We start from the raw sequence: 14,572 nt of genomic DNA on the forward strand, positions 1-14,572 counted from the left end.
GTCGCATCAGGCGTACCGAATCCGGGGGTCGACGACGCTCAGCAGAATGTCGGCGAGGACGTTCCCGATGATCAGCAGGATAACCGAGAGCATGGTCACACCCGCAATCAGAAACAGGTCCTGCGAGGCGATGGCATCCAGCGTCATCGGGGTAATGCCAGGATACGCGAACACCACCTCGATAAAGCCCGCACCGCTGATCACGGCGGGCAACAGGCCACCGAGCCCCGCGATGATGGGCACCAGGGCGTTTCGCAACGTGTGCCGGTAGACCGCCGAGAACTCGGTGACGCCCTTGGACCGGGCCGTCCGCACGAAGTCGGCGTGCAGGAACTCCAGCATCTGGCCGCGAACAACGCGCGTCAGGCCCGCCGCGTCACTGATTGCCAGCACCAGGGCGGGGATGGCGACGTGCTTGGCGATGTCCAGGAACTTGCCCAGCGGGCTGAGCGAGAGGTAATTGTCGCTGGTCATGCCGTTGATGGGGATGTCCCAGCCTGTTGCATAGCGCAGTTGCAGCAACCCGAAAATCACCAGCAGCGCCAGGAAGAAGCTGGGAAAGCCCAGCAGAATGTACATGACGACATTAGTGACCTTATCCCCGAGCGAGTTTTGCCGGAGAGCCCCGTACACCCCCAGTGGAATGGCAATCAGGTAATACAGGATCAGGTAAGGCAGCACCAGGCACATGGAGTTGAGGATGCGCGGCCACGCCAGCGCCAGGACCGACTGCTGATAGGCGAAGGACTCACCGAAATCGCCCCGGAACATATTGGTCAGCCAGCGCCAGTACTGCACCGGCGTGGGCTGATCCAGCCCCAGGTTGCGCTGCAGCGCCGCGATGTGTTCGGGCGTGATGTTGGGATTGAGGCGGGCGGGCGTCAGAAAGTCGCCGGGAGCGAGCTGGATGATGAAAAAGATAAGGAGGCTGGACAGCAGCAGCGTTGGAATAGCGCTCAAGAAACGCCGGAGCAGAAAGGTGAGCAAGGCGGGTCTCCTCCCGGGGGCCAAGCAGCCGGGGCAGCCTCGTAGAGAAGCCGCCCCGAAAGAGAGCTGATATGCAGCTCCTGCCAGTTGGACGCTTACTTAATGTAGGTCGTCACGTGGGCGTAGGGACGCGAGCCGTTGTAGGCGTCCCACAGGTCACGGTCGTACTCACCGCCCAGACGGCTGTTGTAGGTGACGTGGTAGTTGGTGCCGACCAGGTAGATGAAGCCCTGGTTCAGCGCCTCGGCCTTGGACAGTTGCTCGCCGATCTTGCGGCGGGCATCGTCGTCCAGCGTCTGGTCACCCTGGAAGTACAGCTTGGTCATCAGGCTTTCCTGCGGGGTGAGGCACTTGCCGTTATCCGGCACGTTGAAGGCGTGCAGGTTGCCGCCGCAGGGCACCACATTGCTGCCGTAGGGCCAGATGTTGTCGCCGCCCGACAGGCCCAGCAGGATCGCGTCGAAGGGCCGGTTGGCACCCTTGGAGTTGAGCTGGTCGACAATGTTGTTGAAGTCGATGGGGGTGAAGTTGATCTTCACGCCGACCTTCTTGGCCTCGTCGGCGAAGATGCGGCCGAGCTGCTCGCGCACGGTGTTGCCCGCATTGGTGGACATGTTGAACTCCAGCACCTTGCCGGTCTTGTCCACCAGGTAGCCCTGGGCGTTCTTCTTGGTGAAGCCCATCTGAGCCAGCAGCTTGGAGGCCTGCGCCAGATTGTACGGGTACTTCGGCGTGCTGGCGTACTGGTAGTTCTTGAACACCGGGTACACGCCGGTGTAGACCTCGCTGCCCAGGCCGCCCAGCGCGAGCTGAATCATGCCCTGACGGTTGGCGATGTGGCTCATGGCCTGGCGGAAGCGCACGTCGCGGAAGATCTTCTGCTTGAAGGGATCGCCTGCCTTGTTCCAGTTGAAGACGATCCACTGGCTGGTCGAGTTGGGGCTGACGTTGGGCACCAGGGTAGCCTTGAGGTTGCCGCTGTCGATGGCGCGCTTGATCTGCGCGAGGTCGTCCGCCTTGCTGGCACCAAAAATGTCGATCTGCCCCGCGAGGTAGGCGGCCAGGCCCGCGTTGAGGTCCTTGAGCAGCCGGATGCTCATGGTGTCGAGGTACGGCAGAGGCTTGCCAGCGGCGTCCTTGTTCCACTCGCCGAAGTAGGGGTTCTTCTTCAGCACCGCGCGCTGCCCGGCCTGATAACTGCTCAGGACCCAGGGACCGGGGGACACGATGGCGCTAGGGTTGGTGCTGATACCCCACATGGCCTTGATGCCCTCGGCGCCCTTGCTCTTGTACACCGGGCCGAAGACATGGTCGGGCCACGGCGCGAACGACATGCGGCTGTAAGCGCTGGCGCTCACCTGCGGGAAGTCAAATTGCAGGGTGTTGTTGTCAATCTTCTTCAGCGTGATCGGCTTGCCGTTGATGAAGAAGTTGTCGTAGGAGTTGCTTCCGACCTTGTCGTCGGTGTGGATCTTGAAGGTCGTCACGAAGTCATCGGCGGTGATGGGCTGACCGTCGCTGAACTTCATGCCCTGACGCAGCTTGATGACAAAGCGCTTGCCGCCGTTGCTCACCGTCGGCATGGCGTCGGCCATGTGCGGGATGAACTTGTCGGTGGTGGGGTCCTGGGCAAAGAGGCCAGCCAGACCCGCACCATCGAGGCCCATTAGAGTGGGCAGGCTGTCCGCCTCGGAGCTGGTGAAGGGGTTGAGCGTCTTGTAGTCGCTCAGCGAGTAGATGCGGACCTCACCGCCGGTCTTGGCCTGCGAGGGGTTCGCAGCCATCCACTTGGCGGGCAGGACAAAGGGGGCGGCGGTGGCAGAACCAACCGTCAGGGCGAGCGCGACGAACAGGGCTTTTCTCATGGGGTGCCTCCTGAACTGAAGGGCGGAGTGCCGACAGGAACGACCTACGATCATCCGGGCTCCCGGCGGGTGCCAGGAGTCAGCCATACACAACGTTTTTAGGGTTCCAGCGCCGACACTATATGGATAGGCTTAGATCAGGTCAAGAGTGCAGCAGACGATCCGCATGGATAATCACACATCCCTCACACTTCATAGGGCACAATAGTTCGGCCTGCTCGGAGCCCAAAACCTCGCCAAAGCGCGGCCTGGACGGCTTCTTCATACATTCCTGGCTGGAAGGGACAGCCCCGCCGCCGAAAAAACCGTCTATATCGGCACGACCATCCTGTAAAACCATGCATTGTCGGGCAAATGCCCCAGGTGGACGGTTACTCTCAACTTCAACAAAACGAGCGCCGCCGTCTCCTATCCAGAGACGGCGGCACCACGAACAGAAGGGCTTAACGAGAGATGAAGCTGATCAGCAGCGCGAGCAGCATGAAGAATCCGCCCAACACGCTGGTGACACGGATCAGGCCGCCCTCCACGCCGCGCCCACCCAGCAGCGAGCCGCCAGACGCCATGCTGGCCGAGAGCCCGGCCTGCTTGGGCACCTGCAGCAGCACGAAGAACACGAGCCCCACGCAGACCAGGGCGAACAGGATGATGAACAGCGTCAGAATCATGGGTGACCTCTTGAGTTGGTGCCGGTGAGGGGACTCGAACCCCTACGGTTTCCCGCTCGATTTTGAGTCGAGTGCGTCTACCAATTCCGCCACACCGGCACATTTGCCCGGATTACGGGCCAGGCGGATGCTAGCGCGCCCGGGGTCCGGGGGTCAAACGGGGTGGGGGTCGGGCCGGGCGCCAATCCGCCCGCCCAGGTCACGCCGAAGCTGCGCGCCGGGAAAGTCCACCCGGCCAGCCAGGGCGTAGGCCCGGCCCAGTGCCCCGTTCAACGTGGGTGCGGTGGCGGTCACGGCCAGGACCCGGCCCCCGCTGCTTACAAGTTGCCCACCCTGCTCGGCGGTGCCCGCGTGGTAGATCACTTCACCCAGCCCAGGGTCGGGAAGACGCAGGGGGATGCCTTTCCGGGGCTCGCCGGGGTAGCCGGGCGCAGCCAGAATCACGACCGCGCTGGCCCCGTCCCGGAAGCGCACGCTGGTAGGGTCGAGGTGACCACGCGCCGCGTCGAGGGCGTGTCGGCCAAGGTCACTCTCCAGCAGCGGCAGCACCGCCTCGGCCTCGGGGTCGCCGAAGCGGGCGTTGAATTCGACGACTTTCGGCCCACTGGGCGTCAGCATCAGGCCCACGTACAGGACCCCCTTGAAGGGGTGACCCTCGGCCCGCATCCCGGCGAGGGTCGGTTCAATGATCCCGGCCCGGATACGTTCCGTGTCCGCTTCCGAAAGCGGGAAAGGGCAGATCACGCCCATGCCGCCCGTCATCGGGCCGGTGTCGCCCTCGAAGATCGTCTTGTGGTCCTGGCTGAGAGGGGTCAGTGCGTACCGGTCGCCGTCGGTCAGGGCCAGGACCGTGACCTCCTGCCCGGTCATGAATTCCTCCAGCACGGCCTGAGCGCCCTCCTGGCTGAAGATGTCGCGCAGGGCCGCCTCCGCCTCAGCGTGGGTTTGGGCGATGGTCACGCCCTTTCCAGCCCGCAGACCGGCGTCTTTCACCACAAGCGGGAGGGGTTGCGCGGCGGCGTGGGCGAGGGCCTCCTCCAAATCGTCAAAACTGCGGTGCGTGGCCGTCGGGATGCCGTGACGAAGCATGAAGGCCTTGCTCCAGGCCTTGTCCCCCTCCAGGCGGGCGGCGGCGCGGGTGGGGCCGAAGGCGGGCACGCCCCGCTCGCGGCAGGCGTCCACCAGCCCGGCGGCGAGGTAGGCTTCCGGCCCGACGATCACCACATCCACCCCCTCCCGCACAGCGAGGTCGGCGAGGGAGGCGGGGTCCTGGGGACTACCGAGCACACGCGCCTGGGCGGAGATGCCGGGGTTTCCGGGGGTACACAGAACCTCGTGACCCGCCCGGGCGCAGGCATCCACGATGGCGTGTTCGCGGCCCCCACCCCCCACCACGAGGACGCGCATCAGGCCTGCCCCCGGGCGGCGGCCCGCTGCCAGTAGCGCACCAGGCCCTGAACGCTCATCCAAGGGGGGCAGGCGAAATTGAAGCGGTCGGGGAGATCAGGACCCTCCCGCTCCAGGTCGTCCATCAGCGCCCCGGTGAAGTTCTCCGTGATCGCCTCCAGCCCCTCCCCGGCTTCCAGACCCTCGCGGACGCGGGCAGCGTCCTCCTCCATCGTGTCGAGCAGGCGGTCCCAGTGGGCGGCCTCCTGCGGATAGGCGCCGAAGTGCGCGAGGCGGAGGGTGCGCGCCTCTGCCGTGCGGAGGATGGCAATGCTCTCCCGCCAGGCGGTGAGGTTGATGTCGGGCGGCGGGGTGGGCGCGCGGGGGGTCTGGCGTATGTCGAGGCGAACGCCACCCACGTCCCCCACGCAGAGATCGTCGCCGACGAGGTAGGCGAGGTGGTGGACGGCGTGCCCGGGCGTGTAGAGCGGCAGCACCTCCATCCGGCCCAGGCGCAACGTCTCACCGCCCGAGAGCACCTTCAGCCGGTCCACGTCGATGGGCCGCATCTCGCCCCACAGCCTCCCCATCTGATCGCCGTAGATCTGCCCGGCGCTCGCCAGCAGCCGCTCGGGGCGCACGAGGTGCGCGGCGCCGCGCTCGTGGACATAGGCCCGTGCCCGGGGCACCCGCTCCAGGATGGTCCCCGCCGCCCCCGCGTGGTCGAGGTGGATATGCGTGAGGAGGAGATGCCGCACATCGGTGAGGGAGGCGCCCAGGTCGCCCAGCCCCGCCTCCAGCGCGCCCAGGGTGCTGCCCGGTCCCACGTCCACGAGGGCGAGGCCGTCACCCGTGTCGAGGACGTAGGCGGCGATCACGCCGGGCACGTCCTGAAAGTGGAGGTCGACGAGTTCGGGGCTGTTCACGCGTTTCCCGTCAGGCGGGCACCCGCGAGCAGGGCCGCCGCAACGTACTGCACCACCGCGAGCGCCCGGAGGGTCCCCACATTCGGCACCGACCGCAGCGGCCCCACGGAGAGCGCCAGGATCAGGGTCGCGCTGAGTACGATGAATGCCACCACCAGCCAGAGAGCCATGCGGGGAGTTTACCAGGGGTCAGCTGCCCGTCAGGACGTGTGAGGTTCCTGACAGAGAACGGCATCTAGGCTCCGGGGGCCTCTGTTTAATCCTGCCTTAAGGAGCATGACATGAACCGGACCCCCCTTTCCCTGCTTTCCCTCACTGCGGCCGCCCTGCTGCTGACCTCCCCGGCTGAAGCCCGCACCCTGGCCGAGATCAAAGCCAGCGGCGTGCTCCGCGTGGCGACCTCGGGCGACGTGCCCCCCTTCACGATGCTCGATGGCGAGCGCTACCGCGGCTACGAACCCGAGCTGCTCGAAGCGGTCGCCTCCAGCCTGGGGCTGAAGGTGAGCTACCAGGCCGCCACCCCCGACCAGTTCGTCCGCCTGCTTCGGGAGGACCGGGTAGACCTCGTCTTCGGCGCCCAGGGCATCACCAGCACGCGCGAGAACAAGGTGGACTTCACCGTGCCCGTCGCCTGCGCGGGCGTGTCGGTGGTCTCTTTTGACCCGAAGCTGCAAAAGCACACCGATCTGGTGGGCAAGACCATCGCCGTGGGGGCGGGGTCCATCATGCACTCCTTCGTGCAGAAGCTCCCCTTCGAGAAGAAGGTGAACGTCTACCCCACCAGCAACGACGTGATGTACGCCGTGATCTCGAAGGCCGTGGACGCCACCTTCGCCTACACGATCATGCAGCCCAGCGTGAAGAAGATGTTTCCCAAGGCCAACATCTCCTTTGGGCCGGAGCTGTGGAGCGTGCCCATCGGCATGATGCTCCACGAGGACAACGTGACCACCCGCACGGCACTCAACGAGGCGATCACCCGCTACATGGGGACGACGAGCTACGCCTTCCTGACCCAGAAGTACTTCCGCAAGGACGTGCGCTGCAAGAGCTGAGGGGACGCTGAGGCAAGGGCCGACGCTATCTACAGCTCGGCCCTTCCCCTTTTGACGGGCGGCTCCTCCCGTGACCCGCTGCTCAGCCGCACGAGGGTGTCCCAACTGTCGGGCTGCACCGGGTCGTCCAGTGCCGCCTTATTGCGGCCCGTGAAGCCGCATTTGCGGCAGCGGTGCAGGATCACCCAGCCCTTCTTGCCGCTCTGCTCGACGCCGACGGGCACCATCACACCGTGGCAGTCGCTGGCGCGGTCACCGGGCTGGATGTCCACATGCAGCGAATGCAGGCAGACCGGGCAGTGGTTGCGGACCGAGCCGTTCCCGAGGGGCCGCACCTCGGCGCCGCAGTTCGCGCAGGTGAAGCCGTTGTTCGTGCCCTGCACGGTGAAACGGCGGGCCGTCACGCTCGCCTCCGCCCCGCCCAGCGCGAGTCGAGAAAGGCCCTGATCGCCGGGACCGCGATCAGGCAGGTGCCCAGCAGCAGGAAGGCCACGCCCGCCAGGCTGATGATCCAGCCCTGCCAGTTGCTGACACCCGCCAGCATCCCTGCCACGAAGACGAGCAGCCCGCCGACCATGCCGAACGTGACCGTCAACCGCCACGCCCACACGCTGCCGCGCCAGACCTGCGTGAGCAGCACGGCGGTGGCGGCGGCGTACAGCACGTTCCGCGCGAGGTTGTCCGCGTTTCCCTGGATCAGGTGCCCGAAAAAGGGCGTGGTCGCCAGCATGAAGAGGCCCGCCAGCACGGCCAGCGTGGGGACGCGACCCGACTCGGCGAGGGCGGGGTCGAAGGGGGACGGGTCGGGGCCGCGCCGGGGGGTACTCACGCCCCCATTCCAGCACAGGTCCGGGGGGAAGACGGGGGCGGGGGTTACGGCTGCGGGTCCGGCCCCGCGGGCAGCCACCACGGTGCGTGGATCGTCCCCGCCCGCGCCCACTCGAAGGCGAACATGCGCTCGTACTCTGCGATGGCGCCGTGGTCGCTTGTCGCCAGGGTGTACTCGGCCAGGCCCAGGCGCCCGAAGGAGGAGTGGTGGAGGTTCTGGCTGCCCACCGTGAGCATCTGCCCGTCGACCAGCGCGGCCTTGGTGTGCAGCCCGCCCGACGTGCCGTACCAGCGCGCCTGCACGTGATCCGCCAGCCCCAGCGGCGCGAGTTCGGCCCGGAGCCCCCGTAGCAGCGCCAGCGTCTCCGCCTGGAGCAGGGGATCGTAGTCGAGCAGCAGCCGCAGCGTGACGCCCCGCTCGCGGATGGCGGAGGCGGCGGCCCGCCAGACTGGAAGCTGCCACTGGGGGGGACAGCCCCCCTCCTCCTCCAGCAGCCCCGCGCAGCCGAGGGTGCCGCTGACCTGCGACTGCATCACGTCGATGCTCCTCTGAGCGGCGCCGAAAAGGGCGGTCACGGCGTCGTCCGCATCCATATAGCCGTTGCGGCGGTAGAGGGGGTAGACGCGGGCCTCGCCGACGGCGGGGGCGGGGGCACTCCAGCCCAGCGGCAGGGGCAGGGTGGGCGAGGTGAAGGCGCACTCGCGGCGCAGCGTCTCCGGCGTCGGCTCGCTCCGGCAGGTCAGGCGGCGACTCAGGTCCCAGGTGTCCCGGAAGGCGGCGGTGGCGTGCCGCGCGATGGGACCGCGCACCCACATCCCCAGGTCGGTGAGGTCCAGGCCGTGCCCGCCCGGGGCGTCGGCGGGCAGGTGGAAGAAGCTGATGTTGAAGCCACCGGCCAGCACCCGTTCATTGTCCTGCACGACGAGCTTGACGTGGCTGTGGGGCAGCGCGTAGGCGTAGTTGGCAAGTTCCAGCCGCCAGCCCGGCACCGTGTCCCCCGTCAGCGGAACGCCCGCCGCAAGCAGGTGCCGGGCCGCGGAGTACGCGCTCGCGGTGGGGTCGAGCAGGTCGCCCAGCCGGATCGAGTTGCCCAGCATGATCCGCACGGTAAGGCCCCCCGGGTGACGCCCCGGGTGCTCGGCCACGTCCCGGCGCAGCGCCGCGATGGCCCGCGCGACCTCCGCCCCGGGGGCGTCCGGGCCGTCGTCCCAGATCATGTTGGCGATCAGGAGGTCGTGCCGGGTCTCCCGCAGAGCCGCCTCCAGTTCGTCGAAGCCGCCGTGGGGGGTGCGGGGCTGCGCGCTGTATGCCGGGTCCGCCTGGGGGAAGTGCAGCAGGCCCTCCACCCGGTTGCCGCAGCTCAGGGCGGCGCCCTCCCCCACCGTGCGGCCATACAACAGGCGGTCGAGGGGCGCCTCGGGGACCGGACAGGCGTTCAGGCCCAGGCCATCGAGCGCGCCCCGGTCGGCGGGCGGCAGGCGGAAGCCCAGTTCGAAACCCGCCGGGAAGACCGCTGCCCCGGCCTCCGACAACAGCCCGGTGGTCAGGGCCAGCAGGGCGAGCGCCCAGGCGAGCGGGCGGGGAGCATGGGGGGCGGGCATTGCCCCGCAGGATAGGGTGCCCCGGGGCTGCTAGCCTGCGGCATGCGGCTCCTGAGCGTGAATGTCGGCCAGCCCACCGCGGTGCGGATCGGGAACAACACGGTCGTCACGGGCATTTGCAAGCAGCCCGTGACGGGCCGGGTGCGGGTGACGGAGGAGGGCCTGGACGGCGACCGGGTGATGAACCGCAAGCACCACGGCGGCCCCGACCAGGCCGTCTACCTCTACACCCGTGAGGACTACGACCACTGGGAGGGGGCGCTGGGCAAGGCGCTGACGCCGGGCACCCTTGGCGAGAACCTGCTGGTCGCCGGGCTGGAGTCGGCGAACGTGCCCATCGGCGAGCGGTTCCGGGTCGGTGACGTGCTGCTGGAGGTCACCGCCTGCCGCATCCCCTGCGCCACCCTGGGCGCGCGGATGGGAGACCCGGGCTTCGTGAAGCACTTCGCGGCAGCCCGCCGTCCCGGCCTCTACACCCGCGTGCTGGCGGGCGGCGAGATTGGCTCAGAAGATGCAGTGACCCGTGAACCCGGCCCGGCAGGAGCCCCCACCGTCGGCGAGGTCTTCGACCTCTGGTTCAGCGACGCGCCCCCCCGCGAGACGCTGGAACGCTACCTGACCTACCCGCTCGGCATCCGGCTGCGGCGGGCGGTGGAGGAGTTGCTGGATGGGCGCTAGACCCCGGTCCGCTGCGCCCGGGCCAGCCCCTCCTGGTAGATCGGCACCGCCCCCTCGCCCAGAAGGCCCCGGATGGTGTCCTGCAATTCCTCCCGGTTCTCCTGCGCCGTTCCCGAGCGGAAGACGTACTGCCGGTCCAGCCACATGTATTCCCGCAGGATTCTCTCTTTCTCTCCGGCGGGCGCCCGCTCGTAATACCCGAAGCCGCGCAGGTACCTGGTAAAGGCGTCCAGGTAAATCTTCCTCGCCAGGTCACGGGGCAGGGCGTCCAGAGCGACATTCACGAAATTGACAAGGGGCAGATTCCCACCCGGGTCCCAGTGCATGGACATGGGAACCAGGAAGGGAAGGATTTCAATGATTTCCCCGCTGTCCAGTTCGGCGAACCACTCCGCGTGAAGATTTTTGTAGTAGCAGTTCTTGATTTGCAGCTTCAATTCCTGCACCACATCTACCTCCGAAAGTCGGTAGGCAATCGCCTCGTCCCGGTAGCGGTAGAACGCGGATAAAATTGCGCCGCATTGTTCAGGCTCGACGCCAATCTCCCCGAGTTCACGCTCAAGTTGACTCCAGGAGTCGTGCAGCCTTTCTATCTCTGGGCTTTCGCCACGTCGGTCCATTACTCGCACAGGATACCGTTCTCCAATTTAATGCGGCCCCCGAAAACCCCGTGAAGGGGCACGGGAAGACGGGGCAGGAGACGCAGGCCGCGGGCGAAGCGTGGGGCCTCGCGCCTGCGTGTCCCCTCTCCCCGGCGCGGCGCGCCAACCCTCTCTCGCAAGGGGCGAGGGTGAGCCTGTCCTCGGAGCTGCTCGCGTTTGCCCCCGCTCCTCAGGACCCGGGGAGGAGAGCCTCAACCCGCGCTCCTCCCCGGATTGGCCCCCGCCTACGCCCGCAGCCGGTCGCCGTATTCCTTCCGCAGCTTGGCAACCTTGGGGGCGATCACGGCCATGCAGTAGCCCTGGCGCGGGTTGCGGGCGTAGTAGTCCTGGTGGTAGCCCTCGGCGACGTAGAAGGGGGCGGCCGGTTCGATGGTGGTCACGATGGGCTGGTCAAAGACCTCCTGCCCGGTGAGCCCCTCAATCACCTCGCGCGTCTCACGCTCCTGCTCCTCCGTCAGCGGGAAGACGGCGCTGCGGTACTGGGTGCCCACGTCCGCCCCCTGGCGGTTGAGACTGGTGGGGTCGTGGGTGGCGAAAAAGAGCGTCAGCAGGTCCTTGAAACTCACCTGCGCGGGGTCGAAGGTCACCCGCACCGCCTCGGCGTGCCCGGTGCGGCCCGTGCAGACGGCCTCGTAGCTGGGGTTCGGCACGTGCCCGCCGATGTAGCCGCTCTCCACCTTCAGCACGCCGCGCACGTCCTTCATCACGGCCTCCGTACACCAGAAGCACCCGCCCGCCAGAATTGCCTGCTGCACCTGCCCGCCGGTCTGAGAAGAGGTCATGCCCTATTCTCGCGCCTGAGCCCGGGTCTCAGGGGGCGGTGGGGCACGGTTGGGGAGGGTTGTGGCAGAACGGTCTGGCCCTCACTGCGTCAGCAGCCGCACCGCCACCAGCACCACGATCAGCCCGTACATCACCTTTACGAAGCCGCTGCCGCGCAGCATCGCCATCCGGGCGCCGATCGTAGCCCCGGCGGCATTGGCGAGGCCCATCGGGAGGCCGATCCACCAGACCATCTGCCCGCCGATCAGGAAGAACAGGAAGGCACCCAGGTTGGTGGCGAAGTTGATGGTGCGGGCATTCCCGCTGGACCGGACGAGGTTGAAGCCCGCGAGCGCGAACAGGAACATCAGAAAGGTGCCGGTGCCAGGGCCGAGGAAGCCGTCGTACATGCCGATCAGGAGCGCGCCGGGCAGGGTGAGGGCGAGCGTGCGGGCGGTCAGGCCGGGGTAGCGGTCCTCCAGCCCGAAGCGTTTGTTCACCAGCACGAGGGCACCCACGCCCAGGATCACGATGCCGACCAGCGTGCGGAAGGCGGCGGGGTCCACGAAATGGACGAGGTAGGCCCCCAGCGCGCTCCCCACCAGGGCCAGTGGAATCAGCCGCCCCACGAGTGCGCGCTCGACATGCCCCTTGCGCCAGTATTGAAAGGTCGCGCTGCCCGAGCCGAAGATGGCGAGCAGCTTGTTGGTGGCGACCGTCTGCGCGGGCGAGAGCCCCATGAAAAACAGCGTGGGCAGCGTGATTGTGCCGCCGCCACCCGCCACCGCGTCGATGAAACCAGCGAGAAAGGCGAGCGGCAGGCCGTAGAGCAGAACTTCGGGACCGGGCACGGGGAGGACTGTATCAGCCCTTCCGGCCTGGCAAGACCCACGAGGGCCGATGCGGCTCAGAAACATGGTCCACGGTCTCGGGAAGCGCCCGCTCCAGGCTGAGGAACCATGAGGTTGGCGCCAAGAGGCGCTAGGCACATAGCTCCAAACTTCACATATGGGGGGCCTACCCTGCGGGCCGGGATTGACGCGGGACACCGCGCTCCTGAGGCCACGAACTGTTCCTGAACAGCCTGGAGGACGTACGATGCTGACTTCCACCCGCCGCACCCTGCTGACCGCCGCCCTGCTCCTCGGCCTGGGCACAGCCTCGGCCCAGACGACCGATCAGACCAGCACCAGTCAGACGACGGACCAGACGAGTACCAACCAGACCACCACGGACCAGACGACCACCCCAGCGACGACCTCCTCCACCAGTGCCGACACGCAGGCCCTTCCCGCGCAGACCACCCTCACGCTCCCCTCCGGCGACCTCACGCTGCCCTACCTGACGGGGGCCACGCCGGTCCGCAGTGTCAAGACCGCGAGCGGCGTCGCCGTGCTGTACCAGGGTTCGATTTCCGACGCCCTGGAGAGGTACGCGCAGGCCCTGACCGCCGGGGGATTCACCGCCGTCTCGCCCTCGACGGAAACCGCTAGCGCCGGGAGCGCCGGGGCGGCCACGGGCACGACGGACACCTCGGCGGCGACGGGCACGGCCGCGACCGGGACGACCGACACTACCGGCACGACGGGCACAACGGGGGCCACGGACACCTCCGGCACGACGGGAACGACCGATACCGCGGGGACCACCGGGACCACGGACACTCCGGGCACCACGGGAACGACGGATACGTCTGGAACGACCGACGGGACAGGAACGACCGACACCTCGGGGACCGCTGGAACGACCGATACCTCGGCCACCTCCGCCGCAACAGGGACTGCGACCGGAACGACGGGGACGACAACGACGGGAACGACTGACACGTCGGCCGCGGCGGGCACCACCGGAACGGCAGGCACCGCCGCCACCTCCACGGCGACGGGCACGGCCGGAACGGACACCATCACGACCGATGCGGCCGGTGGGCGGGCGGAGGTCTTCGAGCGGAACGGCCAGCGCGTCCGGGTCTACGTGTACGAGGTTCTCGGCTACACGGCTGTCCTGATCTCGCAGGAGCAGGCCCCGGCAGCGACGACGGGCACCACGGGCGGCTGAACCCCACTACAGCAGAGGGCGAGCCCGTTGGACGGCTCGCCCTTTCGCGTTGTGTCCCCGCCCCTGGCTCAGCCTGAGGTGGAACGCTCGGCCCCGTCAATCCGTCCGCTTCGCCCTACTCCTGATCCTTGCCGAGATCGGCGCCTCTGCGGGTCGCGGCCACGACCGCGCGCATGAAGGCCCCGCGCACGCCCGCCGCCTCCAGCACCTCCAGCCCGGCGATGGTGGTGCCGCCGGGGCTGGCGACCTCGTCCTTGAGCAGGCCGGGGTGAACCCGCCCCTGGAGAAGTTCGCCGCTGGCGACGAGCAGCTTGGCCGCGAGTTCGTGGGCCAGGGCGCGGGGCAGGCCCATCCGCACGCCGCCATCCGCCAGCGCCTCGGCGACGACGGCGGCGTAGGCGGGGCCGGACGCACTCATGCCGGTAAAGGCGTTGAAGAGGTGTTCGGGCAGGTCGTACACGTCGCCGACCGCCCCGAACAGTTGCCGGGCGAAGTCGAGGTCGCCCGCGTTCTCGGCCTCGCGCGGGCAGGTGATCGCCGTCTGGCTGTGACCGATGGTCGCGGCCAGGTTGGGCATCACCCGCACGACGCGCTTGGTGCCCAGGCGGCGGGCGATGGTGCCGGTACTCACGCCCGCCATCGTGCTGATGTATCCGGCGTTTTCCTGCGCGAGCCAGTCGCTGATCTCGGGGAACACCCGTGGCTGCACGCTGACGAGGATGCGCTCGGCGTGGCGCAGATCAGGAGGTCCGATCACCCGGGCCCCCGTCTGGTCCGCGAGGTCCCCAGCCCGCAGGACATTCGCGTCGAGCAGCCCGATCTCGCCGGGCGGCATGACCCCGCGCGAGGTGACGCCCGTGAGCAGGGCGAGGCCGAGTTTCCCGACGCCGACGATGGCGAGTCTCATGGGCAGGAGTATAGGAGGGAGGTGCGGCGCGGAGTCCGCGGCTTGTAGAGGCTGGAACTTCTCCTCGGGGCGCGGGGCCGGAAAGGTGTCACCCTAGAGGCTGCCAAGAACGTTATGCAAAAAGCGGCTTGAGCTTGTTGCAGAGCAGAACACAGGTGGCCAGGAAATGAAACCCGACGAGCGTGGAG

The 14,572-nt window shown here is 67.8% G+C and carries 16 protein-coding genes and 1 tRNA gene; 3 read left to right on the top strand and 14 right to left on the bottom strand.

Annotation, left to right across the window (positions count from 1 at the left end):
- Positions 1-6: 6 nt before the first annotated feature.
- The 7 genes from F784_RS0119105 to F784_RS26680 all read right to left on the bottom strand — a co-directional run bounded on the left by F784_RS0119105 (position 7) and on the right by F784_RS26680 (position 6,002).
- Complete coding sequence (locus F784_RS0119105) at positions 7-987, bottom strand: ABC transporter permease (protein ID WP_019588332.1); 981 nt, start codon at positions 985-987, stop codon at positions 7-9.
- Positions 988-1,082: 95 nt separating this feature from the next.
- Positions 1,083-2,852: an ABC transporter substrate-binding protein gene (locus tag F784_RS0119110; protein ID WP_019588333.1), complete on the bottom strand. Its 1,770-nt coding sequence runs from the start codon at positions 2,850-2,852 to the stop codon at positions 1,083-1,085.
- 443 nt (positions 2,853-3,295) lie between these two features.
- Positions 3,296-3,520, bottom strand: a complete 225-nt coding sequence (gene secG / locus F784_RS0119115; protein ID WP_019588334.1) for a preprotein translocase subunit SecG — start codon at positions 3,518-3,520, stop codon at positions 3,296-3,298.
- Positions 3,521-3,536: 16 nt separating this feature from the next.
- Positions 3,537-3,619 (bottom strand) — tRNA-Leu (locus tag F784_RS0119120).
- Between the two features lie 54 nt (positions 3,620-3,673).
- On the bottom strand, positions 3,674-4,927 hold the full coding sequence (gene purD / locus F784_RS0119125) for a phosphoribosylamine--glycine ligase (RefSeq protein WP_019588335.1): 1,254 nt from the start codon (positions 4,925-4,927) through the stop codon (positions 3,674-3,676).
- On the bottom strand, positions 4,927-5,832 hold the full coding sequence (locus tag F784_RS0119130; protein ID WP_019588336.1) for an MBL fold metallo-hydrolase: 906 nt from the start codon (positions 5,830-5,832) through the stop codon (positions 4,927-4,929). Before F784_RS0119130 ends, purD begins: the two co-directional genes overlap by 1 nt.
- On the bottom strand, positions 5,829-6,002 hold the full coding sequence (locus tag F784_RS26680) for a hypothetical protein (protein ID WP_019588337.1): 174 nt from the start codon (positions 6,000-6,002) through the stop codon (positions 5,829-5,831). Before F784_RS26680 ends, F784_RS0119130 begins: the two co-directional genes overlap by 4 nt.
- Positions 6,003-6,113: 111 nt before the next feature.
- Between F784_RS26680 and F784_RS0119140 the strand changes: the two genes are divergently transcribed.
- Positions 6,114-6,887, top strand: coding sequence for a substrate-binding periplasmic protein (locus F784_RS0119140; RefSeq protein ID WP_019588338.1), 774 nt, complete (start codon positions 6,114-6,116; stop codon positions 6,885-6,887).
- Positions 6,888-6,916: 29 nt separating this feature from the next.
- Here the strand turns inward: F784_RS0119140 and F784_RS0119145 are convergent, their stop codons facing one another.
- From F784_RS0119145 to F784_RS0119155, 3 genes are read right to left on the bottom strand one after another with little or no spacing between them, the layout of a single operon-like run.
- A complete protein-coding gene (locus F784_RS0119145) occupies positions 6,917-7,291 on the bottom strand; it encodes an RNHCP domain-containing protein (protein ID WP_019588339.1) in 375 nt (124 codons plus the stop codon).
- Entirely contained in the window at positions 7,288-7,716 is a 429-nt protein-coding gene (locus F784_RS0119150) for a hypothetical protein (RefSeq protein ID WP_051087006.1), read from the bottom strand. The genes F784_RS0119145 and F784_RS0119150 overlap by 4 nt, the downstream gene beginning before the upstream one ends.
- Positions 7,717-7,760: 44 nt before the next feature.
- The gene (locus F784_RS0119155; RefSeq protein WP_019588341.1) at positions 7,761-9,317 is read right to left on the bottom strand and encodes a phospholipase D-like domain-containing protein; all 1,557 of its coding nucleotides are present in this window, start codon (positions 9,315-9,317) and stop codon (positions 7,761-7,763) included.
- Positions 9,318-9,359: 42 nt separating this feature from the next.
- Between F784_RS0119155 and F784_RS0119160 the strand changes: the two genes are divergently transcribed.
- Positions 9,360-9,995, top strand: a complete 636-nt coding sequence (locus tag F784_RS0119160) for an MOSC domain-containing protein (RefSeq protein ID WP_019588342.1) — start codon at positions 9,360-9,362, stop codon at positions 9,993-9,995.
- Here the strand turns inward: F784_RS0119160 and F784_RS0119165 are convergent.
- The 3 genes from F784_RS0119165 to F784_RS0119175 all read right to left on the bottom strand — a co-directional run bounded on the left by F784_RS0119165 (position 9,992) and on the right by F784_RS0119175 (position 12,270).
- The gene (locus F784_RS0119165) at positions 9,992-10,615 is read right to left on the bottom strand and encodes a hypothetical protein (protein ID WP_245557952.1); all 624 of its coding nucleotides are present in this window, start codon (positions 10,613-10,615) and stop codon (positions 9,992-9,994) included. The genes F784_RS0119160 and F784_RS0119165 overlap by 4 nt on opposite strands.
- 266 nt (positions 10,616-10,881) lie before the next feature.
- Positions 10,882-11,439, bottom strand: a complete 558-nt coding sequence (msrA, locus tag F784_RS0119170) for a peptide-methionine (S)-S-oxide reductase MsrA (RefSeq protein WP_026332595.1) — start codon at positions 11,437-11,439, stop codon at positions 10,882-10,884.
- Positions 11,440-11,520: 81 nt separating this feature from the next.
- Positions 11,521-12,270 carry a TSUP family transporter gene (locus tag F784_RS0119175; RefSeq protein ID WP_019588345.1) on the bottom strand — a complete coding sequence of 250 codons (750 nt, stop codon included), beginning with the start codon at positions 12,268-12,270 and terminating at the stop codon, positions 11,521-11,523.
- A gap of 247 nt (positions 12,271-12,517) precedes the next feature.
- Here F784_RS0119175 and F784_RS24890 point away from each other — a divergent pair, with 247 nt between their 5' ends.
- Positions 12,518-13,477, top strand: a complete 960-nt coding sequence (locus tag F784_RS24890; RefSeq protein ID WP_019588346.1) for a hypothetical protein — start codon at positions 12,518-12,520, stop codon at positions 13,475-13,477.
- Between the two features lie 115 nt (positions 13,478-13,592).
- Here the strand turns inward: F784_RS24890 and proC are convergent, their stop codons facing one another.
- A complete protein-coding gene (gene proC / locus F784_RS0119185) occupies positions 13,593-14,384 on the bottom strand; it encodes a pyrroline-5-carboxylate reductase (RefSeq protein ID WP_019588347.1) in 792 nt (263 codons plus the stop codon).
- Positions 14,385-14,572: the final 188 nt, after the last annotated feature.

The sequence above is a fragment of the Deinococcus apachensis DSM 19763 genome (assembly GCF_000381345.1).
Taxonomy (GTDB): domain Bacteria; phylum Deinococcota; class Deinococci; order Deinococcales; family Deinococcaceae; genus Deinococcus; species Deinococcus apachensis.